This is a genomic window from Loktanella sp. IMCC34160, from assembly GCF_004145845.1.
In the GTDB taxonomy this organism is placed as follows: Bacteria; Pseudomonadota; Alphaproteobacteria; order Rhodobacterales; family Rhodobacteraceae; genus SELP01.
In genome coordinates, this window is sequence record NZ_SELP01000004.1 from 44894 (window position 1) to 67643 (window position 22750).

The window sequence follows — 22750 nt, forward strand, 5'->3', positions numbered from 1 at the left end:
GCTTCGTTCAAACTGATTGCGCGGGTAGGGTCGTTTTGCACTTTCGGAAACTTTCTCAACTCTGAAATCCTTCGGGCCTTAATCGTCGGGGTGGCTTTATATAGATTATATAGGAAACGGCTGGAGCCAACCGGCCCCTTATATAACGTTACATAGGGCGACTGGCCCCCTACGTAACGATACGTAGCTTCCTGCTTTCGCCGCCCTGTCTGCCGATAGAGGCGGCAAGCCGCGCCGCGACAGACCCCGCCGCCCGTTGAACCGCGTCGTCCGCAAGGTGGGCATAGCGCAGGGTCGTTTGCAGGTTCCGATGCCCCATGATCTCTTTAAGTGTGAACGGGTCGATCCCGCTTTGCATGGCAACACTGGCGTAGGTGTGCCTTAGGTCGTGAAGCCTCACGTCTTCCAGACCGGCCCGTTCCCGAATGCGTCGCCAAGGCCGTTCCAGATCCGTTAGATAACCGTCCGGGGTGATGCCTTGGATCACGTAGGGGTTTCCGTCACGCCGGGGCAGACTCATCAGGATATCGTATGCATCGCGGGGCAGGGGGATACGCCGCCGCCCGGTCTTGCTGTCGGGAAGGTCGAGGTGGGTGTAGTGGATATAGTCCCACCGAAGGGTGGTTATCTCATTCCTGCGACACCCGGTCAGCATCAAGAGCATGATCGCGGATATCACGAACACGGTTTCGCTTTCGTCTTGGAGGCATTCGTTCAAGACGCGGCCAAGGCGGGTTTGCTCTTCCTCCGAGAGATAGCGCTTCTTCTCCTCTTCGCGGTTCTTCTTGATCCGGTGCGCGGGGTTGGACCCTTCCGCGCGAAGCCCCCAATCCTGCGCCGTGTTGAACAGCTTCGAGATCAATGCCAGCACCCGGTTGGCCTGATAGGGCGCGTCGGTGCTCAGTTTCAGGTGAAGTGCGGCCACATCGGCGCGGGTCACGTCATTGATCAACATCGGGCCAAGCGCGGGCCGGATGTGCAGCCGGATCAGCATTTCGTAAGAGCGATTGGTTGAAGGCTTGCAATGGATCGCTGCGTAGTCGCGCAGAAACCGCTCGCAGAGCGCCGTGACGGTCGGGGCCTGCCTTCGCTCCTGTCTGGTGGCGGAAGGGTCCTCTCCGCGCAGCACATCGCCCAGAAGCCGCTTTGCCTCCGCGCGGGCTTGGTCAGCGGTCAGAACGCCGTGCGAGCCGATGGTATAGCGCCGGGTTCGTCGCCCGTTCCGATATTGAACAAGGTAGGTCTTCTTGCCCGAGGGATAGACCCGGACACCGAAGCCGGGAACGTCACCGTCCCAGAGCAGGTAATCCCGGTCGCGGATCGCGAGGGCTTCGACGGAGCGTTTTGTCAGGCGGAACATTCGAGAACATCTCCAGATCGGGGGTTTCTGCCGGAAGCAATACGGAAGCACCGTGCAGCAAAATCTGGAGTAGTTTGTGCGCGTCGGGCGCAGCGCGCGTCAACGTAAATATATGAATCAATGACATTTTTCGTAGTTCAGCGAAATTTGGCGAAGGCCAGAGAAACCGCCTGACCCCAACTTCTAATCAGCAGGTTCGGGGTTCGAGTCCTCGAGGGATCGCCATTTCCCTTGTGCTGCCGGGCTTGGATCACCCGGATGTGACCGGGCCGCTGCCCGCTGAAACATTTGTGGACATTAGCCAAGGTCGCCCCCACATCTGGGTCCTGTCACAAAGCCCAAGAGGAGGTGTCCTTGACCAGCCGATTTGCCAAGACCGACGACGCCATCGCCCGCCTGACGCCGGAACAGTATCGCGTCACCCAGGAAAACGGCACCGAACGCCCGTTCACAGGTGAATATGACCACCATTTCGAACCCGGACTTTACGTCGATATCGTGTCCGGGGAACCTCTGTTCGCTTCGTCCATGAAATACAATTCCGGATGCGGCTGGCCCGCCTTTGCCAAACCCATCGTCGATGACAATATCATCGAAGTGCGGGACACCTCGCACGGGATGGTCCGGGTCGAGGTCCGATCGAAACACGGTGACAGCCACCTTGGCCACGTCTTCCCCGACGGACCGTCCGACATGGGCGGGCTGCGCTATTGCATCAATTCCGCCTCCCTGCGCTTTATCCCGAAAGAGGAGATGGAGGCCGAGGGCTATGGCGACTATCTTGACCAGGTGGAGGGCTAGATCATGGCAGAAGAACGCGCGGTTCTTGCGGGCGGCTGTTTCTGGGGGATGCAGGATCTGATCCGGCGACAGCCGGGGGTCGTGCACACCCGCGTCGGCTATACCGGCGGGGATGTCCCGAACGCGACCTATCGCAACCACGGCACCCATGCCGAGGGGATCGAGATTGTCTTCGACCCCGACCAGACCAGCTACCGGCAGATTCTGGAATACTTCTTCCAGATCCATGACCCGACGACCCGCAACCGTCAGGGCAACGACCTTGGCATGTCCTACCGGTCGGCGATCTATTATGTGGACGATACGCAGAAGGCCGTCGCGCTGGACACCATTGCCGATGTGGACGCATCCGGTCTCTGGCCCGGCAAGGTGGTGACAGAGGTGGAGCCTGTCGGTGATTTCTGGGAGGCCGAGCCAGAGCATCAGGATTACCTGATCCGGCATCCGGGTGGATATACCTGCCACTTCCCCCGCGCGGGATGGGTCCTGCCGAAACGCGACGCGGCGGAATAGGCGGCGATGGCCATTCGGTTCCCTTTCGACAACTCATATGCCCGCGATCTTGACGGGCTTTATGTCCCGTGGGAGGGGGCCAAGGTTCCCGGGCCGGAGATCGTGGCGTTCAACCACGGGCTGGCCGGGGAACTGGGGCTGGACGGTGCCACGCTGGACACGTCTGAGGGGGCTGCGATCCTGTCGGGCAGCACCGCGCCGCTGGGGGCGCACCCCCTTGCGATGGCCTATGCCGGGCATCAGTTCGGCGGCTTTTCCCCGCAGCTGGGCGATGGCCGGGCGCTGCTTCTGGGCGAGGTGATCGACCGGAACGGCAAGCGGCGCGATATCCACCTTAAAGGGTCGGGGCGCACCCCGTTTTCCCGCGGCGGCGACGGCAAGGCGGTGCTTGGCCCGGTTCTGCGCGAATTTCTGATCGGCGAGGCGATGCATGCGCTGGGTATCCCGACCATTCGGGCGCTGGCCGCCGTCACCACCGGCGAAACCATCGTCCGGCAGGATGGGCCGCAGCCTGGCGCGGTCCTGGCGCGGGTCGCCGCCTCGCACCTGCGGGTCGGAACGTTCCAGTTTTTCGCGGCCCGGCGCGAGATGGACAAGCTGCGGCAACTGGCCGATTACGCGATTGCCCGGCATGATCCGGATCTGACCGGCGCGCCCGACCGCTATCTGCGGTTCTTCGAACGGGTGCAGGACCGTCAGGCGGACCTTTTGGCGCAATGGGTGCTGGTGGGCTTTGTCCACGGCGTGATGAACACCGACAACATGACAATTTCGGGCGAAACCATCGACTACGGCCCCTGCGCCTTTATCGACATCTACGACCCGAACGCGGTCTTCAGTTCGATCGACCACCACGGGCGCTATGCCTACGCCAGCCAGCCCAAGATCGCCCAATGGAACCTTGCGCGATTGGCAGAGTGCCTTGTGCCGCTGATCGCGCCGGATGACCTTGACCGGGGTGTCGCGCAGGCGACCGAGGTGCTGGAACAGTTTCCCGCGATCTATCAGGAAAAATGGCTGAACCGCGTCCGGCCCAAACTGGGGCTGACCGGCGACGAACTGGCCGACCTTGATCTGGCCAACGGGTTCTTCGCGGCGATGGAGGGCCAGCAGGTCGATTTTACGCAGGCGTTTCGGCGGTTGGCTGCGGCGGCAGGCGGGCAGCCCGACAACGCCCGCGCCCTGTTCCTTGATCCCGCCCCCTTCGACGGGTGGCTGGAGCATTGGCAGGCGCGGTTCGATGCCGACCGCGCCGACCCTGCCCAACGGATCGCGGCGATGAACCGGGCCAACCCGATCTACATCCCCCGCAACCACAAGGTTGAAGAGGCGCTGAGCGCCGCCACGGGGGGCGATTTCGGACCCTTCAGAACCCTGCTTGAGGTTTTGGCCGAACCCTATACCGAACGACCGGGGCTTGAGGCTTTTGCCGCACCCGCCCCCGACAGTTTCGGCCCCTATACAACCTTCTGCGGAACCTGACTGGAGGCCCGATATGCGGCGTGAACACCATTGGCTGACCTTGATCCTTTGGGGGCTGCTTGGGCTGACCGCCCTCGCGGCGCTTCTGACCGGACGGTGGAGCGTGGCCTTCGTGTCACTGGTCACACTGGGCGTGACACAGGTGCCGATCCTGTTTCAGCGCTGGTCGGGTATTCGCATTCCGCCGGGTTTCGTCGCCGCGATCATCTTCTTCCTCGTCGGGACGCTGTTTCTGGGCGAGGTCGGGGATTTCTACGAACGGTTCTGGTGGTGGGACGTGATGTTGCACTCTGGCTCGGCCGTCGGGTTCGGGCTGATCGGAACCGTCATCGTTCTGATGATGGCGCAGGGGCGCAGGTTGGCGGCGACACCATTCTTCATCTTTATCTTTTCCCTGTCCTTCGCCATCGCCATCGGTGCGGTCTGGGAAATCTTTGAATTCGCGATGGACCAGATGTTCGGGCTGAACATGCAGAAATCGGGCCTCGTGGACACGATGTGGGACCTGATCGTCGACAGCGTCGGCGGGCTGATCGGGGCCAGCGCAGGCTTTGCCTATGCCAAGGGGCATGAAACCGGGCGGCTGACCAGCGTGATCGGCGATTTCATCCGCGACAACCGGGCGCTTCTGGACGGGGCGGCGGGCCACGCCGCCGGGTCAGATCACACCGACAACGTGGCCTGAACCGCCCGTTTCCAGCCTGCGTATTTCCGGTCGCGGGTGGCATCATCCATCGTCGGCGTGAAGGTCCGGTCCAGCATCCACCCGCTGGCGAATTCTTCCATCCCCGGATAGACGCCCGCCCGCTGTCCGGCCAGCCATGCGGCGCCAAGCGCGGTGGTTTCCAGAACTTCGGGCCTATCGACCGGCGCGTCGATGATATCCGACAGGAACTGCATTGCCCAATCGCTTGCCGTCATGCCGCCATCGACCCGCAGGGTCGGCTGTGCGCCTTCTGCCTTCCAATCGGCCTGCATCGCCTCCAGCAGGTCGCGGGTCTGGTAACCCACGCTTTCCAGCGCCGCGCGTGCGAATTCGGCCGGGCCGGACCCACGGGTCAGCCCGTAAATCGCGCCCCGGCAATCGGGGTTCCAATAGGGCGCGCCAAGGCCCACGAAAGCAGGCACAAGGATCACCTCCTGATGGGGATCTGCGCTTTCGGCCAGTGGCTGGGTTTCCTTCGCTTCGCGGATGATCTTGATCCCGTCGCGCAGCCACTGCACCACCGCGCCCGCGATGAAAATCGACCCTTCCAGCGCATAGGTCGACTTGCCGTCCAACTGATAGGCGATGGTCGTCAGGAGGCGGTTGTTCGAAGTCACCGGCGTGTCGCCGGTGTTCAGCAGCGCGAAACAGCCGGTGCCATAGGTAGACTTCAGCATCCCCGGTTCAAAACAGGCCTGCCCGACCGTGGCGGCCTGCTGGTCGCCGGCGACCCCAAGGATCGGAATTTCGCGCCCGAACAGGTCGGGCCGGGTCACGCCGAAATCGGCGGCACAGTCCTTGACCTCGGGCAGCATGTCCATCGGGATATCGAACAGGTCGCAGATGGTGCGGGACCAGCGGCCATTGTGGATATCATACAGCATCGTGCGTGCGGCGTTGGTCGCGTCGGTCACATGGGCCGCCCCACCGGTCAGCTTCCAGATCAGCCAGGTGTCGACGGTGCCGAACAGGAGTTCGCCCCGACGCGCCCTGTCGCGTGCGCCCTCGACATGATCGAGGATCCACTTCAGCTTCGTCCCCGAGAAATAGGGATCGGCCAGAAGCCCGGTCTTGGCGGTGATCGTCTTGTCATGGCCCGCCGCCCGCAACTCGGCGCAGAACGCCGACGTGCGCCGGTCCTGCCAGACGATCGCGCGGTAGACCGGTTTGCCGGTCGCCCGGTCCCAGACGAGCGTGGTTTCGCGTTGGTTGGTAATGCCGATGGCGGCGATGTCCGCCGGGGCCAGCCCGGCCTTTTCAATCGCCGCGCGGCAGGTGCCCGCGGTGCTGGCCCAGATCTCCTCGGGGTCGTGTTCGACCCAGCCGCTGTCGGGGAAATGCTGGGCGAATTCCTCTTGCGCGCTGGCGCTGATCCGCATGTCCTTGTCGAACACGATCGCACGGCTGGATGTGGTCCCCTGGTCGATGGCAAGGATATGGGTCATGCGGGCCTCCGGGATGTCAGTGTTAGCGCAAAACAGGCCGAAAGCGGCGATAAGTCAAGGGCGGTGCCCCGGCAACCCGTGGCTCAGGTCCAGACCAGATGCGACAGGTGGTAGAAGATCGGCGCGGCGAAGATGACGCTGTCCAGCTGGTCGATCAGCCCGCCCTGACCCGGGATCAGATGCGACCAATCCCTCACGCCCCGGTCCCGCTTGATCGCCGCAAAGACGATATTGCCCGCCATGCCCGAGGTCGAAGCGGCAGCCGCCATGCCGATGGCCCCCCAAAGCCCGAAGGGCGTGATCCAGTTGAGGACCGCACCGATGGCAACAGCGGCGGCCAGTCCGGCCAGCACCCCTTCGACCGTCTTGGGGCTGATGCCGGGCGCGATCTTGCGCCTTCCGAACCGCCGTCCAAAGTAGAGATCGACCAGATCGCCCGCCTGCACCACGATCACCAGAAAGGCGATCAGCAACACCTCGCGCCCGCCATAGCCGTCAATGTTCAGCGTCATCAGCGCCGGAACGTGGCTCAGGCAATAGACGGCGATCATCAGCCCCCATTGGGTTTCGGCCACCCGCATCAGGAACCTGTCGGAATTGCCCCGCAGGGCCGAGATGACGGGCAACAGAAGGAAGGCATAGACCGGCACAAACACCGTGAACAGCCCGGCCCAGCCAAAGCCGACGAAGATGAACTGCAAGGGCAGCACCACGAAGAACCCAAGCGCCAGCGCCCAATGATCCGCCCGCGATTTCGTGGTCAGCGTCAGGAATTCGCGCAGGGCGGCAAAGCCCGCGACGGCGAACAGAAGGCTGACCCCCGCCACGCCCAACAGCAGGGCCAGCGACAAAAGGATCACCATGGCCCACCAGCTTTGGACCCGGGTCATATAGGTTTCGACCATGACGCTGGTACGCCCCTGCGGCATGCGCAGGCGGGCCGCATCGCCAATCACGGTCATCACGATCAGCACTCCGAAGGCGCCGAGTGTCAGAAGGATCAGTTCACCGGTGGTGCTCATACCCGATCCTCCGGCCGCGTCTCCAAAAGCGCCTGCGCCGCCCGGTCAAGAAAGGCGTCCTTGTCTTCCCCGGGGCCCACATGAATCGGGGTGCCGAAAGTGACCGTGCAGATCAGCGGCAGGGGCACGACCTCTCCCTTCGGCATGATGTGGTTCAGGTTGGCGACCCATGTGGGCACAAGGTCCACATCAGGGCGCAGCCGCCCGATGTTATACAGCCCCGCCTTGAACGGCAGCAGGGGATCGTCGCCCATGTTGCGGTTGCCTTCGGGAAAGATGATCAGGCTGGCGCCCTCGTCGATGGCGGCGATGATCTTGTCCATTGGCTTGTCATCCACCTCTGGCCGCCGGTCGATCAGGACACAGTTGAACACCTCTGGCCCGATGAAGGCGCGCAGCGGGGTCTTCAGCCAGTAGTCGGCGGCCGCCACGGGGCGGGTCTGGCGGCGCAGGGCCGGGGGCAGGACCGACCAGATCATCGGCATGTCCCCGTTCGACACGTGATTGGCGAAATAGACCCTTTGGCGCTGGACCGGTTCAATCCCTTTCCAATCCGCCCGGACGGCGGTGGTGAAACGCGCGAACAGTCGGATGGAGTGGCCGACAAAGCGGGCCGCGATCCGGCGAAGGGTGGGGTTGCTGGTGATCATGGGGAAACCTTGGCCTGACTGGGCCGCCAAGAAAAGGGAAAAGGGGCCGGAAATGTCCAGCCCCCTGTCTTGGTTCAGACGTCCTCGTCGCGGCCGACATAGTCGGACAGCAGTTTCTCGTTGCGGGCGTCTTCCAGCCGCTGCAGGCGGTCTTCGGACAGGCGCTCGTCAAACCGGTATTTCACGAAGTTCACAAGGCTGAGGGTCAGAAGAAGGATACCGATCCCCCAGTAACCCTTGGTCGACAGCGGCACGTCCGGCGACATGTAGAGGGACAGGCCCAGCATGCCGTAGGCGATGATGACGCCGAAAAGGTTGAAGTTCATGATGACGGAATTTTCGTTGCGGGTTGCGTTGAACATGGGATGTGCTCCTTACTTCTTCGTTTTCGCCTTGAGGCGGTTCAGAACGTCGCTGGCCGTGGTCCTGTCGGACGGGCCAAACCCTTCGTCGGCCATCCGGTCGACCAAGGTATCGCTCGACAGGTCTCGGTCGATCTCGCGCAGGATCTCGGACTGTTCGAACGGGTCGTCGCGGCCCAGTACGCGGGAAATCAGTTCCTCTGCCTCGTCCACGGCGGCCGATTGGCCGATAGTGGTGTTCAGCCGGGTCTGGATCTGCTGTTCGCGGCGGACCGCGCGGGCCTGAATTGCACCCTGCTTCAGGTCGATGATGCGGCGGTGCCCGGCTTCGATCGACGATCGCAGGCGCAGGATCTTGTGATCCAGCCGGTCGAGCGTGCCATCGCGGATGCTGCGTTCGTTTTCCATCGTGGCGATGGCGCGGGCGGCTTCCTCGGCCATGTCGTCACGCCCGGCCTCAAGCGCTTCTTCAGCGCGGCGGGTCAGATCCTTGATCCGGCCGTTCAGCGTGTCGCGCTGTTTCTGTTCCGAGCGCTGGCGCTGGATCAGGGTGGCCAGCGTTGCCTTGGCGGCCTTCAAGCTGGCCTCGGCCTCGCGGATCTTCTGGTCGATCAATTCGATGGCAAAGGCATCGCGGACCCGGTCTTCGGCCCGTGCATTCGCCCCGTTGATCAGGGTTGCAAGTGTCTTGAACATCGTCGCGTCCTTTCGTGAACATCGTTCATAATGCGGAAATAAGAGCGTTGTGCGATTCGTTCAAGAGAAAATTGAACAGCGTTCACAGTGTCAGCGGGAGAGTGTAACCCGTCGGATAGCCCGATCGCATCTTAAACCAAGCTTTCTATGTGAAAGTAGCGATCAGCGGCTACGAGCCCACAATGCGGGATGCTGCGCTGCACACCAAAGTCTACTTATTGAGCGCGGCAAGAAAAGAAACTCAGCGGCCACTTCTTTGGTGTCTCGCGATGAACAAGCAAGCCAAAGGATAGCTAATGGCAAGCCAAACGAAGAATGAGGCTGCATCGGATTGCATATCACTCACCGCACCTAGGCCAGCAAGTAGAGCAATCACAAAGCCGACAAAACATGCGAGTGTTCTTAGGTCTATCTGCATCGTGGTCAAATTTTTCTTACCGAACACGAGCCGATCAACGATACGCACACTCCCAGCAAAAACGTTTGAAAAAATGTACATCTCACATCGCTCAAATAAGCAATTTCATCTGATTGAAAATGGCATTGTCGCTCACTCCAAAGCAAGTGAAAGGTAAGGGAGACGGAGACTTCAAAGCCGCCATTAGTACGCTTGCAGCGAAAGCCGCTCGGTCCGTCAGGCCGTCATCCGTTCTAGGATCAGCGTGATCATCCGGTCGATCTGTTCCGGGGGCACCCCGGCGCTGGCTTCGTCCAGTCCAAGGGCGACGATCCCGTGGACGGATGAAAACAGCGCGCGGGCCAGAAGGTGCCGGTCGTCCACGGCCAGATCGGTGAACAGCACGGCCAGCGGCGCGTCGATATAGGCAAACAGCCGCGCCATTTCGGCCAGATACCAGTCCGGCGCGCTTTGTCCGGCGGGGCGGTCGATATCGAACATCGCGCGCCAGGCCGGGCGATTGGCCTCGGCAAACCGGTGATATCCCCGCGACATGGCGATCAGCTGCGCCACAGGTTCGGCAGGGGCCTCTGCCAGAGCCTCGGACACGGTGAGGCCAAGGCGGCGGAAGGTGCGGGCGTTCACCTCCAGCACAAGGTCATTGAGATCGCCAAAGACGTTATAGATCGCGCCAAGGGCGCAACCCGCTTCTTTCGCAAGGTCACGGGCCTTCAGCGCCCCGATCCCGTCCTGACGGATCACCCGCTCGGCGATGTCGATCAGCGTCTCGCGCAGCGCCGCGCGGCGTTCTTCGGTCTTGCGTGCCATGGCTGCCCCTGATTTTGAACTGCGTTCAATTCTAGGGTCCGCGCCGAGAAAAGGGAATAGGCGCCGGTCAGGCTTTGACCGGTGCCCCCCCTTCGAACACGTTTTCCTCGTGATAGCTGACCGGGGCCTGCTGCGCCTCGAGGTGGAGACCATATCCGGTGAACGGGTTGGCGCGGGCCAATTCTTCGTCCACTTCGATCCCCAGACCGGGTGCATCGGGCACGGTGATATAGCCCCCCTCGACCCGGATCGTGTCGCGGATCAGCGCGGCGTGGAAATCGGTTTCGATGGTTTCGGCCATAAGGATATTCGGGATGGCGGCGGCAAGCTGCACATTGGCGGCCCATTCGATGGGACCGGCATAAAGGTGCGGGGCCATCTGCGCATTCCATGCCTCGGCCAGAACGGCGATCTTGCGGGTTTCCCAGATGCCACCGGACCGGCCAAGGGCGGGCTGCAGGATCTGGACGCCCGACCGCAGCGCCTCGGCAAATTCGCGGGTGGTGGTCAGGCGTTCGCCGGTGGCGACAGGGATTGTCACCGCCTCGGCCACCTTCTGCATCTCGCGCAGGGTGTCCGGCGGGATCGGCTCTTCGTACCAAAGCGGCGAATAGGGGGCGATGGCCGCGCCCATGCGGATTGCGCCGCCGGTCGAAAACTGGCCATGGGTGCCGAACAACAGGTCGGCCTTGTCGCCAACGGCGCCCCGGATCGCCTCGCAGAACTCGATCGACCGGCTGATGTCGCGCATTGACGGCATGTGGCCCGACCGGATGGTATAGGGGCCCGCCGGATCGAATTTCACCGCCGTATAGCCTTTGTCGACCATGTCGGCGGCGCTTTCGGCGGCCATCTGTGCATCAACCCAGAAGGCGGGCAGGCTGTGGGTTTTGCGGGTCGGATAAAGATAGGTATAGGCGCGGATACGGTCATTGACCCGTCCGCCGATCAGCGCATGCACCGGGCGGTCGCGGTCCTTGCCCAGAATGTCCCAGCAGGCGATCTCAAGCCCCGACCACGCGCCGATCACCGTCAGGTCCGGCCGCTGCGTGAAGCCCGAGGAATAGACCCGCCGGAACATGAGTTCGATATTTTCAGGGTTTTCCCCGGCCATATGCCGTTCGAACACGTCGCGGATGACATGGGTCATCGCATCCGGACCGACCGAGGAGGCATAGCATTCGCCCCAACCAATGATCCCGGTATCGGTCGTGACCTTCACAAGGATCCAGTATCGCCCGCCCCAGCCGGGCGCCGGGGGCGAGGTGACGATGATATCAAGATCAGCTAGTTTCATGGTGACGTCCTTTGGAAATGAGGCCCCGATGGAAATCAGGATCTTGCGCCCCGACGACCTTGACCTTGTGCTGAATGTGCGGCCGGGTCTGTTCGACAATCCCGTCGATCTGGCACAGGCCCGCGCCTTTCTGGGCAGCGATCTTCACCGCATGGTCGTGGCGATCAAGGGCGGAGATATCTTGGGATTTGCCAGCGGCACGGTCCTGCTGCACCCCGACAAGGCCCCGTCGATGTTCATCAACGAGGTTGGGACCCGCGAAGAATTTCAGCGGCAGGGCATTGCGACGGCTGTGACCGCGGCGCTGATCGACGCGGCGCGGGCGATGGGTTGTGATGGGGTCTGGCTGGGCACGGAGCCGGACAATGATCCGGCCCTCGGGCTTTATCGCAAGCTGAAAGGAACCGAACAGACCATTGCCGGTTTCGCCTGGGATGGTGCCTTTGACCCCGACTGACATCAGCTCGTGAACACAATCACGTTGCGCTTGGCCGATCCGGATTTGGTGTCCTCGATCGCCTCGTTGATCTGGTCAAGGCTCCAGCGGCCGGACACCAGTTCATCCAGCTTCAACCGTCCTTGTTCATACAGGTCCACCATCCAGGGGATGTCGCGCTTGATCACCGTGTCGCCCATTTTCGAGCCGACCATCGCCTGACCGGCGGCGGCGAAATTGGCGGCCTCGTAGTGGCTTTCGGCCCCAGTCGCGGGCATGCCGACCATGATGACCTTGCCGCCCTTGGCGATATAACGCGGTGCGGCGTCATAGGCCGGGGCGGCCCCGACGGTCACCAAAACGGCATCGGCCCCACGGCCCATTGCATCCTTGGCCACGCGCCAGGGTTCCGGGTCGGTCGCCAGCACCGTATCGGTCGCGCCGAAATCGCGGGCGATGGCCAGTTTCTCTTCAGACATGTCAACGGCGACGATCCGGCGGGCACCGGCGATCCGCGCGCCCTGAATCGCGTTTAGCCCGACGCCGCCCGCGCCAATCACCACCACGTCCTGACCGGCGCGCAGGGCGGCGGCATTCACCACGGCCCCGACGCCGGTAATCACACCGCACGCCAGAAGCGACGCGGCCACAAGGTCCATGCTGTCGGGCAGGCGCACGACCTGACTTTGGTCCACGACTACCTTTTCGGCAAAGCCTCCGGTCGCCATCGCCTGATGCAGCTTGCCGCCATCGGTGGTCTTCAGCGGACCGTGGTCGCCATCATAGGCGGTGTCGCAGATCGTCGGCTTGCCCGACGAACAGGGCGCACAGGTGCCGCAGGACCGGATCAGGGTAACGACGACCGGATCGCCAACCTTGATCCCGCTGACGCCGGCGCCGACCGCGCTGACGTGTCCCGCCGCCTCGTGCCCGTAGACCGCCGGAAGCGACCCACCCCACGCGCCCGAGGCGTAGGTGATGTCGGAATGGCAGATCGCGCAGGCGGCAAGGGTCACTTCGACCTCGCCCGCGATGGGGGCCCGAAGCTCTACGTTTTCCACCACGAGGGGTTTGCCGAATTCGTGGCAAACCGCCGCCTTTACCTGTGCCATGCGCCTCTCCCTTTTCCCGCATTTCGGCGCAGGGTGCGCCGATGGCCCTGAGTCGCGCAAGCCCCTGAAACGACAGGCGACGTCGCGGAGGGGACAGGTCAGGCGGGTTGGGTCTGCGGCCTGTCCGCGAGGAAAATCGCGATACTGCCCGCGACCAGCGCCGCCGACAGAAGGAATGGCGCGCCGGGTAGGTAGAAGGGCGCGCTGTCGCTGGTGAAATACCAGAAAATCTGCGTCATCAGGAGCGGCGCAATGATCATGCCCACCGCGTTGATCGACGCGAGCGTGCCCTGCAATTCGCCCTGCTGATCATCGGGCGCGGTGCGCGACATGATCCCTTGCAACGCCGGACCCGCGATGGACCCAAGCGCGGTGATCGGGGTCATCGCCAGCGCGATCCAGCCGTTTTCAACGAAACCCAGCGCAACAAAGGCAACCACGTCCAGCCCCAGCCCAAGGACCACGGTCTTGCGCTCCCCCAGCCGGGCGATGATCGGTCGGATCAGCACCGCCTGAACGACCGCCATCGAGATGCCGAAGGCACCCAGTGACAGGCCGACCATCTGTTCGGACCAGCCGAAGCGCTCCATCCCGAAATAGGCCCAGACCGCCGGGTAGACGAAAAAGGCGATGCCATAGACGAAGACGATCAACATCAGCCGCTTCAACCCCGGCAGGTCGCCGATATGCTTGAACGCCCCCATCGGGTTTGCGCGCCGCCAGCTAAACGGACGGCGGATTGCGTCGGTCACGGTTTCGGGCAGCACCAGCCAGCCGAACACCATATTCGACGCCGCCAGAACCGCCGCGGCATAGAAGGGCGCGCGGATGCCCCATCCGGCCAAAAGCCCGCCGATGATTGGCCCCAGAACAAAGCCAAGGCCGAAGGCCGCACCGACAAGCCCGAAATTCGCGGCCTTTTCCTCGGGCTTGGAAATATCGGCCATATAGGCGTTCGCGGTCGAATGGGTCGCTGCTGTGATCCCGCCAATTACCCGCCCGATCAGCAACAGCCAGATGGTCCAGGCCACGGCCATCAGGACGTAATCAAGCGCCATGAACAACAGCGAGGTCAGCAGGACAATCCGCCGCCCGTAGCGGTCGGACAGGCTGCCCACGGTGGGGCCGAACAGGAATTGCATGACCGCAAAGGCCGTGGCCAGAACCCCACCCCAGATCGCGGCATTGCCAAGATCGCCGCCGTGCACCTCTTGGATCAGGCGCGGCATGACTGGCATGATCAGGCCGACGCCCATGGAATCCATCACGACCGTGATCAGGATAAAGGCAATCGCATAGCGGTTTTTCATGGGGCACTCGCACGAGGGTGGCAAAGGTTCCCCCGATCTAAACCGGTTGGTTCGTTTTGCAACCCTCTTGCTGCGTCAGTCCCGCGCGAACCGGTCCAGGATCGCGGCCAGCCCGTCGGGGTCCGACAGGAAGGGCGAATGCGATGTCGGCATTTCAGTTACCGTATCGGGCGGCCAGTCTTCGGTCATTGTGACCTGAAACTCCGGCGGGATCGTCTGGTCGTTCATGCAGCGGATATAGCGCCGGGGCAGGGCCGGAGAGCGGCGCAGGTCCACCACGGTTTCCTGTGGTGCGATGGGCTGCGGGCGCAGCTTCGACACGGCCCAAGCCGCAAGCGTTTCATCCATGTCATTGTAGAACTTCGACGCGGCCTTGGCCGGGTCCACGGTAAAGGCAATGCGCCCTGCATCCACGCTGACGGCGTCCATGAGCGGCTGGCTGGGCGCCGAGCGCCGCCGGTCGGCAAGTGTCATTCCCGGGACCGGCACATAGGCACAGAGGTAGATCAGCCGGTCAATTCGGTCCGGCACCAACTCCGCCGCGGCGGTGATCGCATAGCCACCGGCGGAATGACCGACCAGCACTTCGCCGCCTTTCACCGCATCGGCGACGGCCTGCGCATAGCGCGCCAGCGTCACCTGATCATGCGGCGTCGGGTCGTCGCCCGCGCCGGGCAGGTCAATGGCGCGGGCACTGTGGCCCAGCCTTTCCAGCGCCGGGACCACGCGATCCCAGCACCACGCACCATGCCCGGAGCCGTGCACCAGAAGAAAGTCAGACATGGCCGATCTCTTTCAGAAATCCCGTCAGCAGGGCCGCATAGCCAGCGGGGTCTTCGATGCAGGGCACGTGCCCGACCCGCCGCATCAGTTCGAACCGCGATCCGGGGATCAGGTCCACGGTTTCGCGGACAAGGTCCGGCGGGGTCGACCCGTCTTCGGACCCGGCGATGCCAAGGGTCGGCAGGCGCAGCCCGCTGGTGGGCGTGTAGAAATCCGTGCCCGCGATGGCGGCGGCGCAGCCGATGTAACCCTCTGCCGGGCAGGCGGCCAGATGGGCACGCCACGGCAGATGTTTGCCCGCCTCGCGGAAGTCGCGGGAAAACCAACGTTCCATCGTGGCATCGGCCAGCACCTCGACACCGCCTGCGCGGACCGCCTCGATCCGGTCGCGCCATTGGGCGGGCGACCCGATTTTCGCGGCCGTGTTGGACAGGACCAGCGCCCGGATCAGGTCCAGTCGCTTTACCGCCAACCCTTGCGCGATCATCCCGCCGATGGACAGGCCGACAAAGACACAGTCGCGCACCTCGTGGTGATCACAGACCGCCTCGGCATCAGAGACGAGCGCGCCCATGGTATAGGGGGCAGGCGGCACATCCGACCGGCCATGCCCGCGCTTGTCATAGCGGATGATCCGCACACCGGCGGGCAGGTCGGCCACCACCCCGTCCCAGATCGACAGGTCGGTGCCAAGCGAATTGGCAAAGACCACTGTCGGCGCAGCAGGGTCAGACGCGCCATCGACCCGGCTGAACAGGCGGATGCCTGCCCGCTCCACAAAGGTTTCAGTCATCCTCGCCGATCCGCATATGGGCCACGATCTGCCCGTGGTCCGAGGCGAGCTTGTTATAGGGCGCCTCTGGATGCGAGCCGTCGGTCAGGTGATCGTTCAGCACGCTGAAATATTCCATCTCGCCGATACGTTTCTTGTAATCGGGGTGGAAATGCCGCGACAGGTAGATCTGGTCAATCGATTCATAGATCCCACCGAAGGCCGAGGTGAAGACCATGTCGCGCAACGATTTCCGCACGAACAGCTTTTCCGCCGAATGCAGGCGGACACGTTCGACCATCTCGGTGATGCGGGCGTTTTCTTCCTTGGTATAGCGGTCCGAATAGTCCTTGGCGTCGTGGCGCAGCATCCAGCTGTAGTTTTTGAATGGCACCTCTCCGGCGATGATTTCCGAGCTGACCGCATGTTCGCCATCGTTGAAATCGCCCATGACCACAACCGGGTGGCCCGCGTCCAGTTCTTCGATGATCGCCTCGCGCAGCACCCATGCTTCGGCCATGCGGCGCAGACCTGCCCGCAGGCTACCCATTGCGCGGCCCATGGGATCATATCGGGTCAGCACCTCTTCCGGGGCGAATTCGGCCCCTTTTGGTTTGATATATTCGCCCAATTTGGATTTCAGGTGGCAGTTGAAGACGGTAATGACCTCTCCGCCCACGGGGATACGCACCTTCAGGATCGGGCGGGACAGGCGGTGCAGGCGGAACATGCCGCTGTCGCCATCTTCCAGCCCGCGCAGGGGCTGGAAAGGGATCTCCAGCGGGTCGGGCAGATCCTGCAGGATTTGCGGGGCTTCGGCGAACCCGAACCGGGACAGGATCGCAACGCCCGGTCGCCGCTGGCCCGGTTCGCCGTCGGCGGCATTCGGGGCAAAGGCCAGCGCCGCGCCGGAATAGGGGGTATAGGCCAGTTTTCGGAAGATCGCCTTGCGGTGATACCGCTTGGACGCATCGGGGATATTGGCGCTGTTGGCGGCGATGCCGCGCGCGTCCGCCTCGGCGACCACATCGCGCAGCGCCTCTTCCTCGAATATCTCCTGAAAGCCGACAATGTCGGCGTCCATCGTCAGCACCTGATCCGCCAGCCAGTCCTTTTTCCACGCGTATTCCTCGGGCGTGTAGGTCTGGAATTCGTAGTATTCCTTGTCCGGGCCGATCAGGTTCTTGACGTTGAAACTGGCAATCGTGAAACGGGTCATGGGCTGTCCTTCCGGGCGCTATCGCCGCGAATGGTGGGGCGGGGTCGGGGCGATGTCAAATCGCCCGGCGGCCACTAGCCATAGTCGCGCAGCACCCCGGCAAAGAGGTCGGCATCGACGTTGCCGCCCGAAGCGGTGCAGATGACCGCGTCGCCCTCAATCTGGTCACCGTGATAAAGGGCCGCGGCAAGCGCCACCGCGCCGCCCGGTTCGATCACTACCCGCAGGTGGTTAAAGGCGGCAGCCATGGCGCGGCGGCAGTCTTCCTCGGGCACTGCGATCCCGGGTCCGCACAGCCGCTTCATGATCGGGAATGTCAGGTCGCCGGGGCGGGGGGTGATGATCGCGTCGCAGATCGACCCGGATTTGCGGGCATTGGTCTGGACCGTGCCGGTCGCAAGCGAGCGTTTCACATCGTCGAACCCCTCCGGCTCGACCGGGCGGACGCGCAGGCCGGGCGCATCCGCCGCGCAGGCCAGCGCGATGCCCGAGGTCAGACCGCCACCGCCGCAGCAGACAAGCACATCGGCGGTGTCGATCCCCAGCGCCTTGGCATCCTCGGCAATCTCAAGCCCCGTGGTGCCTTGTCCGGCGATCACCTGCGGTTCGTCGAAAGGCTTGATCAGGGTCAGTCCGCGTTCAGCGGACAGGGCCGCGCCGATCTCGTCCCGGTCCTCGGTCTCACGGTCGTACAGAACCACCTCGGCCCCCAGACCGCGGGTGTTGTCGATTTTCACTTTGGGCGCGTCGGCGGGCATGATGATCACGGCAGGCGCACCCATTTCGCGGGCAGCACGGGCCACGCCCTGCGCATGGTTGCCGCTGGAAAAGGCGATGACGCCCGCCTTGCGCTGATCGTCCGACAGGGCGGACACGGCAGACCAGCCACCCCGAAACTTGAAGCTGCCGGTGTGCTGCAAGCACTCGGGTTTCAGCAGCACACGGCGGCCCGCGATCTCATCCAGAAACGGCGAGGCCAAAAGCGGCGTGCGCAGGGCATGGCCCTTCAGCCGCCCGGCTGCGGCGCGGATCATGTCGATGTTCATTGCATTTCCTCCAGCCAGCGATGCAGCGCGGCGACGGCTTCGGGTTCGTCCAGAAATGGCACATGGCCCCGGTCGGGCACTTCGGCGCGGATCAGGCCGGGGTGGCGGCGGGCCATTTCATCGGCGGTTTTGACCGACAGAAGGTCCGAATTCGCACCCCGGATCAGGGCCAGCGGCAGGCCGTCGAAGGCATCGAACAGCGGCCACAAATCCGGCGGGGTGGTGTCGAAGGCGGCCAGAACCGGACCGCGCAGGGCCGGGTCATAGCGGATGACAAGGCCCTTGTCGGTTTCCTCGTAATGCTGGGCGACCTCTTGCAGCCAGCGCGACATCGGCACGTTCTTGAAATGCACCCAGTTGCGGTCTCGGAACTCTGCCGCCTCGGCATAGGTCTTTTGCGCCGGGTTGCGGCCGACGTAGTCCTTGATGACCGACAGGCCCCGGTTTTCGATCACCGGGCCGATGTCGTTCAGGGCCACGCCAAGCAGCCGGTCCTTGGCGATCATCGCCAGCACCATGGAAATCAGCCCCCCGCGCGAGGTGCCAAGGATCGCGGTCTTTTCCACGCCCAGATGGTCCAGCAGCGCCAGCGCATCCTGCGCCTCTTGCGGGACGGTATAGGTGGCGGGATCGGCCCAGTCAGACCGGCCCCGTCCGCGATAGTCCATGCGGATCAGGCGGACGCCGGGAAGATGGGCGGCGACATGGTCGAAATCGGTGGTGTTGCGGGTCAGCCCGGGCAGGGCAAGCACGGGCAGGCCGCTGCCTGCTTCCTCGTAATACAGGCGGGTGCCGTCGGCGGCGGTGATATGGGGCATCAGATCAGGTCCGGGATCTCGCTCAGGTCGCGCAGGATGCGGTGCGGGCTGGCCCACAGCCGGTCGGCGGGCAGGCCCGCCCGGTTGGCCCAAATGGTCGTGAACCCGTATCCGGCGGCCCCGGACACGTCCCAGCCGTTCGACGACACGAACAGGACCTTGTCCTGCGTTTCGCCGTAGCGGTCGAAGACCAGATCATAGACCGCGCGGTGCGGCTTGAAGACGCCCACCTCTTCGACCGACAGCACATCGTCCAACCATTGGCCGATCCCAGCGGAGCGCACGGCGGATACCAGCATCGTAGGCGATCCGTTTGACAGGATCGCGATGTTCATCCCCCTGGCTTTCAGCGCCTCCAGCATGGCCGGGACCTCGGGGTAGGCGGGAAGTTCCTTGTAAACAGCCAAGAGCCGGGCGCGCAGGGCGTTGTCATGCAGGCCCGCTGCATCCATCGCCCAGTCCAGCCCATCCTGCGTAACCTGCCAGAAATCGATATGACGGTCGGCAATGGTCCGCAGCCAACTGTATTCCAGTTGCTTGGCGCGCCAATCGGCCGACAGTTTCGGCCAGACCTCGGCCAATTTGTCCTGTCCGGGTTCCTCGGCAACCTGCCGGGCCGCGGCGTTGACGTCGAACAAAGTGCCATAGGCATCGAAGATGCAGGTTGTGATCGTCATGAAGCCCCCGGAAATTTTCTGTTGTTGCCGCAGGTTGGCACGGGACAGGGCGGTTTGGGAAGGCCCGTTTGCATTCCGGGGCAACGATCCTTAGGGTGCCCCCATCACTTCAGAAGCACCCGCGAGAGACGCGGCCTTCGAAATTCGCACCCCCAAAACAGATTGGACCTATCATGACGCAAGTCAAAGCGGGCGACACCGTGCGCCTTCACTACACCGGCACCCTGAAGACGGGCGAAGTTTTTGATTCCAGCCAGGGCCGTGACCCGCTGGAGTTTACCGTGGGGTCCGGACAGATCATTCCCGGGCTGGACAAGGCCATTCCGGGCATGGCGGTCGGCGACAAGAAAACCGTCGATGTGCCCTGCGCCGAAGCCTACGGCGAGGCCGATCCCTCCGCGCGTCAGGCGATCCCACGCGCCGAGATCCCCGATCACATCCCGACCGATCCGGGCACCATGTTGCAGATGCAGGCCCCCAACGGGCAGGTCGTTCCCGTGACCGTGGTCGAGGCGACTGAGACCGAAGTGGTCCTTGACGCCAATCACCGGCTGGCCGGGCAAGACCTGATTTTCGATATCGAACTGGTCAGCTTCGACGCGGCCTGAACTTTTGGGGGCGGTGGGTTAAAACCCACCTTACCCGGGGGCGCTTCGCCCCCCGGACCCCCAGAGGATATTTGAGGCCCAAAGAAGTATGGACGCTGAGTCCAGCCCCCTTCTTTGGGTCAAAAATATCCCGGGGTGAATGGCCCGGTACGGGCCAGAGGGGCAGAGCCCCTGAACGCAAGGTGGGTTTCAACCCACCCCGCCAGATGGATCAGCCCGGCTGCCCTAGGTTGTCGATATGCGGCATCCCCATCACGTGATAGCCGCCATCGACGCGGATGATTTCCCCGCTGGTGTGCATTCCTGCGTCCGACGCAAGGTAGACCGCCGTCCCACCGACCGAGGCAAGGCTGGCGTTCTGGCGCAGCGGCGCGTTTTCCTCGGTATGGCGGAAGGTGCGGCGGGCGCCGCGGATGGCGGCCCCGGCAAGGGTTTTCATCGGGCCGGGGCTGATCGCGTTAACCCGGATCCCCTGCGGGCCCAGATCGTCGGCCAGATAGCGCACCGATGCCTCGAGCGCGGCCTTGGCCACGCCCATGACGTTGTAATAGGGGGTGACCCGGCTGGACCCCTGATAGGTCAGGGTCAGGAGCGTGCCGCCATCGGTCATGATCTCCGCCGCGCGGCGGGCCACGTCGATGAAGCTATAGCAGCTGATCGTCATCGAGTTCTGGAAATTGGCGCGGCTGGTGTTGATGAACCGCCCGGTCAGCTCGTCCTTGTCGGAATATGCGATGGCGTGAACGAGGAAATCGATCTTGCCCCACTTGTCCTTCAGTTCCGCAAAGGCCCGGTCGAGCGAGGCATCATCCAGTACATCCGCTTCGATCAGAATGTCGGACCCGGCCTCTGCCGCCAGCGGCCCGACCCGCTTTTTCAGGTTTTCGCCCTGATAGCTGAACGCGAGTTCCGCCCCGGCCTTGTGCATTTCCCGCGCGATCCCCCAGGCGATGGACCGGTCGTTGGCCACGCCCATGATCAACCCGCGCTTGCCTTCCATGGAAATGGTCATGCCGTGCACTCCGTTCTTCTAGCTGCTGAACTGGTCGCCGCGGCAACCACTTGCCGCAGCGTAAACCATCTGTTGGCTGACAATCATAGAGATTTTCAGCAAGACATGCCCGTGAAAACCTGACCTTTAGTCGGCCAGCCGGGACAAAAGCATCGACCCGTTGGTGCCGCCAAAGCCAAAGCTGTTGGTCATCACCGTATCAAGGCCCGCGTTTTCAACGAGGCTGGTGGCAATCTCGGCCGGCTTCAATTCCGGGTCCAGCGTTTCGACGTTGATCGACGGGGCGATATAGTCGCCCTGCAACATCAGCAGGCAATAGATGGCTTCCTGCGCACCGGTCGCGCCCTGGCTGTGCCCGGTCATCGACTTGGTCGAGGAGATCGGCGGCGTCGATCCGTCACCAAAGACCCGGCGCACCGCCTGCACCTCACCCACATCCCCGACCGGGGTCGAGGTGCCGTGTGCGTTGATGTAGCTGACCTTGCGGCCCTCGGGCAGGGTCCGCAACGCCTCGCGCATGGCCCGTTCGCCGCCTTCGCCCGACGGCGCGACCATGTCGTGCCCGTCCGATGTGGCGGCAAAGCCGGTGACTTCGGCGTAAATCTTCGCGCCGCGCGCCTTGGCGTACTCGTAGTCTTCCAGCACCACGATTGCGCCGCCGCCCGCGATCACGAACCCGTCGCGGCCCGCGTCGAACGCGCGCGACGCCTTTGTCGGCGTGTCGTTATATTTGGACGACATCGCGCCCATGGCGTCGAACAGGCAGGACAGGGTCCAGTCCAGTTCCTCGCCCCCGCCGGCGAACATCACGTCCTGTTTGCCCAGCATGATCTGTTCGGCCGCGTTGCCGATGCAATGCAGCGAGGTGGAGCAGGCCGAGGTGATCGAATAGTTGATCCCCTTGATCTTATAGGCGGTCGACAGGTTGGCCGAGATGGTCGACGACATGCATTTCGGCACCGCGAACGGCCCGATCCGCTTCGGGCTGCCCGAGTTCAGAACCACCTGATGCGCGGCGAACATGGCGCTGGTCGATGGCCCGCCGGATCCGGCAATCAGCCCGGTGCGCGGGTTGGAAACCAGGCTTTCGTCCAGACCTGCGTCGGCGATGGCCTGCCCCATGGCGATATGGGCATAGGCGGCACCCGGCCCCATGAACCGCAGGGTCCGTTTGTCCACATGCTCGGCCACGTCGATCTTGAGCGTCCCGGCAATCTGGCTGCGGAACCCGCGCTCTGCCATCTCCGGCACCGCCTCGATCCCCGATTTGCCAGCGCGCAGGGCGGCGTCCACCTCTGCGGCGTTGTTGCCAATCGGCGATACGATCCCAAGTCCTGTTACGACGACACGGCGCATGAACGGCTCCTTTTCAGTCCTTGATCGTGTGTAGGACAGGGG

At 63.4% G+C, this 22750-nt stretch carries 24 protein-coding genes; 6 read left to right on the plus strand and 18 right to left on the minus strand.

The window, feature by feature from the left end; all coding sequences use genetic code 11:
- Positions 1 to 169: 169 nt before the first annotated feature.
- Positions 170 to 1360 carry a site-specific integrase gene (locus tag EU803_RS11310; protein WP_129682874.1) on the minus strand — a complete coding sequence of 397 codons (1191 nt, stop codon included), beginning with the start codon at positions 1358 to 1360 and terminating at the stop codon, positions 170 to 172.
- 354 nt (positions 1361 to 1714) lie between these two features.
- Between EU803_RS11310 and msrB the strand changes: the two genes are divergently transcribed.
- From msrB to EU803_RS11330, 4 genes are read left to right on the plus strand one after another with little or no spacing between them, the layout of a single operon-like run.
- On the plus strand, positions 1715 to 2161 hold the full coding sequence (msrB, locus tag EU803_RS11315) for a peptide-methionine (R)-S-oxide reductase MsrB (RefSeq protein ID WP_129682876.1): 447 nt from the start codon (positions 1715 to 1717) through the stop codon (positions 2159 to 2161).
- A gap of 3 nt (positions 2162 to 2164) precedes the next feature.
- The gene (gene msrA, locus EU803_RS11320; protein ID WP_129682878.1) at positions 2165 to 2674 is read left to right on the plus strand and encodes a peptide-methionine (S)-S-oxide reductase MsrA; all 510 of its coding nucleotides are present in this window, start codon (positions 2165 to 2167) and stop codon (positions 2672 to 2674) included.
- Positions 2675 to 2686: 12 nt separating this feature from the next.
- Entirely contained in the window at positions 2687 to 4156 is a 1470-nt protein-coding gene (locus tag EU803_RS11325; protein WP_207209203.1) for a protein adenylyltransferase SelO, read from the plus strand.
- A gap of 13 nt (positions 4157 to 4169) precedes the next feature.
- On the plus strand, positions 4170 to 4841 hold the full coding sequence (locus EU803_RS11330) for a hypothetical protein (RefSeq protein ID WP_129682882.1): 672 nt from the start codon (positions 4170 to 4172) through the stop codon (positions 4839 to 4841).
- Here the strand turns inward: EU803_RS11330 and glpK are convergent.
- The 7 genes from glpK to EU803_RS11365 all read right to left on the minus strand — a co-directional run bounded on the left by glpK (position 4820) and on the right by EU803_RS11365 (position 11559).
- Entirely contained in the window at positions 4820 to 6307 is a 1488-nt protein-coding gene (gene glpK, locus EU803_RS11335; RefSeq protein WP_129682884.1) for a glycerol kinase GlpK, read from the minus strand. The genes EU803_RS11330 and glpK overlap by 22 nt on opposite strands.
- An 83-nt stretch (positions 6308 to 6390) precedes the next feature.
- Positions 6391 to 7329, minus strand: coding sequence for a phosphatidate cytidylyltransferase (locus tag EU803_RS11340; protein ID WP_129682886.1), 939 nt, complete (start codon positions 7327 to 7329; stop codon positions 6391 to 6393).
- Positions 7326 to 7979, minus strand: coding sequence for a lysophospholipid acyltransferase family protein (locus EU803_RS11345; protein ID WP_129682888.1), 654 nt, complete (start codon positions 7977 to 7979; stop codon positions 7326 to 7328). The genes EU803_RS11340 and EU803_RS11345 overlap by 4 nt, the downstream gene beginning before the upstream one ends.
- A 74-nt stretch (positions 7980 to 8053) precedes the next feature.
- A complete protein-coding gene (locus EU803_RS11350; protein ID WP_129682889.1) occupies positions 8054 to 8341 on the minus strand; it encodes a hypothetical protein in 288 nt (95 codons plus the stop codon).
- Positions 8342 to 8353: 12 nt separating this feature from the next.
- Positions 8354 to 9037, minus strand: a complete 684-nt coding sequence (locus EU803_RS11355) for a PspA/IM30 family protein (protein WP_129682891.1) — start codon at positions 9035 to 9037, stop codon at positions 8354 to 8356.
- A gap of 634 nt (positions 9038 to 9671) precedes the next feature.
- Positions 9672 to 10262, minus strand: coding sequence for a TetR/AcrR family transcriptional regulator (locus EU803_RS11360; protein WP_129682893.1), 591 nt, complete (start codon positions 10260 to 10262; stop codon positions 9672 to 9674).
- A 67-nt stretch (positions 10263 to 10329) separates the two neighbouring features.
- A complete protein-coding gene (locus EU803_RS11365; RefSeq protein WP_129682895.1) occupies positions 10330 to 11559 on the minus strand; it encodes a mandelate racemase/muconate lactonizing enzyme family protein in 1230 nt (409 codons plus the stop codon).
- 28 nt (positions 11560 to 11587) lie between these two features.
- On the opposite strand from EU803_RS11365, the gene EU803_RS11370 reads away from it, so the two are divergent.
- Positions 11588 to 12016, plus strand: coding sequence for a GNAT family N-acetyltransferase (locus EU803_RS11370; RefSeq protein WP_165352827.1), 429 nt, complete (start codon positions 11588 to 11590; stop codon positions 12014 to 12016).
- A gap of 2 nt (positions 12017 to 12018) precedes the next feature.
- On the opposite strand, the gene EU803_RS11375 is transcribed toward EU803_RS11370, so the two are convergent.
- From EU803_RS11375 to EU803_RS11410, 8 genes are all read right to left on the minus strand, one after another.
- Positions 12019 to 13107 (minus strand): zinc-binding dehydrogenase, encoded by a 1089-nt coding sequence (locus EU803_RS11375; RefSeq protein ID WP_129682899.1) that lies wholly within the window; start codon positions 13105 to 13107, stop codon positions 12019 to 12021.
- Between the two features lie 98 nt (positions 13108 to 13205).
- Positions 13206 to 14417: a TCR/Tet family MFS transporter gene (locus EU803_RS11380; RefSeq protein ID WP_129682901.1), complete on the minus strand. Its 1212-nt coding sequence runs from the start codon at positions 14415 to 14417 to the stop codon at positions 13206 to 13208.
- A gap of 75 nt (positions 14418 to 14492) precedes the next feature.
- Positions 14493 to 15200: an alpha/beta fold hydrolase gene (locus EU803_RS11385; RefSeq protein ID WP_129682903.1), complete on the minus strand. Its 708-nt coding sequence runs from the start codon at positions 15198 to 15200 to the stop codon at positions 14493 to 14495.
- Positions 15193 to 15993, minus strand: a complete 801-nt coding sequence (gene pcaD, locus EU803_RS11390; RefSeq protein ID WP_129682905.1) for a 3-oxoadipate enol-lactonase — start codon at positions 15991 to 15993, stop codon at positions 15193 to 15195. Before pcaD ends, EU803_RS11385 begins: the two co-directional genes overlap by 8 nt.
- Positions 15986 to 17191 carry an endonuclease/exonuclease/phosphatase family protein gene (locus tag EU803_RS11395; RefSeq protein WP_129682907.1) on the minus strand — a complete coding sequence of 402 codons (1206 nt, stop codon included), beginning with the start codon at positions 17189 to 17191 and terminating at the stop codon, positions 15986 to 15988. The genes pcaD and EU803_RS11395 overlap by 8 nt, the downstream gene beginning before the upstream one ends.
- Before the next feature lie 74 nt (positions 17192 to 17265).
- On the minus strand, positions 17266 to 18237 hold the full coding sequence (locus EU803_RS11400; protein WP_129682909.1) for a threonine/serine dehydratase: 972 nt from the start codon (positions 18235 to 18237) through the stop codon (positions 17266 to 17268).
- Positions 18234 to 19055: an alpha/beta hydrolase gene (locus EU803_RS11405; protein ID WP_129682911.1), complete on the minus strand. Its 822-nt coding sequence runs from the start codon at positions 19053 to 19055 to the stop codon at positions 18234 to 18236. Before EU803_RS11405 ends, EU803_RS11400 begins: the two co-directional genes overlap by 4 nt.
- A complete protein-coding gene (locus EU803_RS11410; RefSeq protein ID WP_129682913.1) occupies positions 19055 to 19732 on the minus strand; it encodes a haloacid dehalogenase type II in 678 nt (225 codons plus the stop codon). Before EU803_RS11410 ends, EU803_RS11405 begins: the two co-directional genes overlap by 1 nt.
- Before the next feature lie 173 nt (positions 19733 to 19905).
- Here EU803_RS11410 and EU803_RS11415 point away from each other — a divergent pair, with 173 nt between their 5' ends.
- Positions 19906 to 20340, plus strand: a complete 435-nt coding sequence (locus EU803_RS11415) for a peptidylprolyl isomerase (RefSeq protein ID WP_129682914.1) — start codon at positions 19906 to 19908, stop codon at positions 20338 to 20340.
- 211 nt (positions 20341 to 20551) lie between these two features.
- Here the strand turns inward: EU803_RS11415 and EU803_RS11420 are convergent, their stop codons facing one another.
- Complete coding sequence (locus EU803_RS11420) at positions 20552 to 21352, minus strand: enoyl-ACP reductase (protein WP_129682916.1); 801 nt, start codon at positions 21350 to 21352, stop codon at positions 20552 to 20554.
- A gap of 126 nt (positions 21353 to 21478) precedes the next feature.
- The gene (gene fabB / locus EU803_RS11425) at positions 21479 to 22708 is read right to left on the minus strand and encodes a beta-ketoacyl-ACP synthase I (RefSeq protein WP_129682918.1); all 1230 of its coding nucleotides are present in this window, start codon (positions 22706 to 22708) and stop codon (positions 21479 to 21481) included.
- Positions 22709 to 22750: the final 42 nt, after the last annotated feature.

Excerpts from the sequence above, each read along its gene's own strand:
- EU803_RS11310 (WP_129682874.1), bottom strand. The coding sequence starts at position 1,360 with ATGTTCCGCCTGACAAAACGCTCCGTCGAAGCCCTCGCGATCCGCGAC.
- msrA (WP_129682878.1), top strand. The coding sequence starts at position 2,165 with ATGGCAGAAGAACGCGCGGTTCTTGCGGGCGGCTGTTTCTGGGGGATG.
- EU803_RS11330 (WP_129682882.1), top strand. The coding sequence starts at position 4,170 with ATGCGGCGTGAACACCATTGGCTGACCTTGATCCTTTGGGGGCTGCTT.
- glpK (WP_129682884.1), bottom strand. The coding sequence starts at position 6,307 with ATGACCCATATCCTTGCCATCGACCAGGGGACCACATCCAGCCGTGCG.
- EU803_RS11340 (WP_129682886.1), bottom strand. The coding sequence starts at position 7,329 with ATGAGCACCACCGGTGAACTGATCCTTCTGACACTCGGCGCCTTCGGA.
- EU803_RS11345 (WP_129682888.1), bottom strand. The coding sequence starts at position 7,979 with ATGATCACCAGCAACCCCACCCTTCGCCGGATCGCGGCCCGCTTTGTC.
- EU803_RS11350 (WP_129682889.1), bottom strand. The coding sequence starts at position 8,341 with ATGTTCAACGCAACCCGCAACGAAAATTCCGTCATCATGAACTTCAAC.
- EU803_RS11355 (WP_129682891.1), bottom strand. The coding sequence starts at position 9,037 with ATGTTCAAGACACTTGCAACCCTGATCAACGGGGCGAATGCACGGGCC.
- EU803_RS11360 (WP_129682893.1), bottom strand. The coding sequence starts at position 10,262 with ATGGCACGCAAGACCGAAGAACGCCGCGCGGCGCTGCGCGAGACGCTG.
- EU803_RS11365 (WP_129682895.1), bottom strand. The coding sequence starts at position 11,559 with ATGAAACTAGCTGATCTTGATATCATCGTCACCTCGCCCCCGGCGCCC.
- EU803_RS11370 (WP_165352827.1), top strand. The coding sequence starts at position 11,588 with ATGGAAATCAGGATCTTGCGCCCCGACGACCTTGACCTTGTGCTGAAT.
- EU803_RS11375 (WP_129682899.1), bottom strand. The coding sequence starts at position 13,107 with ATGGCACAGGTAAAGGCGGCGGTTTGCCACGAATTCGGCAAACCCCTC.
- EU803_RS11380 (WP_129682901.1), bottom strand. The coding sequence starts at position 14,417 with ATGAAAAACCGCTATGCGATTGCCTTTATCCTGATCACGGTCGTGATG.
- EU803_RS11385 (WP_129682903.1), bottom strand. The coding sequence starts at position 15,200 with ATGTCTGACTTTCTTCTGGTGCACGGCTCCGGGCATGGTGCGTGGTGC.
- pcaD (WP_129682905.1), bottom strand. The coding sequence starts at position 15,993 with ATGACTGAAACCTTTGTGGAGCGGGCAGGCATCCGCCTGTTCAGCCGG.
- EU803_RS11395 (WP_129682907.1), bottom strand. The coding sequence starts at position 17,191 with ATGACCCGTTTCACGATTGCCAGTTTCAACGTCAAGAACCTGATCGGC.
- EU803_RS11400 (WP_129682909.1), bottom strand. The coding sequence starts at position 18,237 with ATGAACATCGACATGATCCGCGCCGCAGCCGGGCGGCTGAAGGGCCAT.
- EU803_RS11405 (WP_129682911.1), bottom strand. The coding sequence starts at position 19,055 with ATGCCCCATATCACCGCCGCCGACGGCACCCGCCTGTATTACGAGGAA.
- EU803_RS11410 (WP_129682913.1), bottom strand. The coding sequence starts at position 19,732 with ATGACGATCACAACCTGCATCTTCGATGCCTATGGCACTTTGTTCGAC.
- EU803_RS11415 (WP_129682914.1), top strand. The coding sequence starts at position 19,906 with ATGACGCAAGTCAAAGCGGGCGACACCGTGCGCCTTCACTACACCGGC.
- EU803_RS11420 (WP_129682916.1), bottom strand. The coding sequence starts at position 21,352 with ATGACCATTTCCATGGAAGGCAAGCGCGGGTTGATCATGGGCGTGGCC.
- fabB (WP_129682918.1), bottom strand. The coding sequence starts at position 22,708 with ATGCGCCGTGTCGTCGTAACAGGACTTGGGATCGTATCGCCGATTGGC.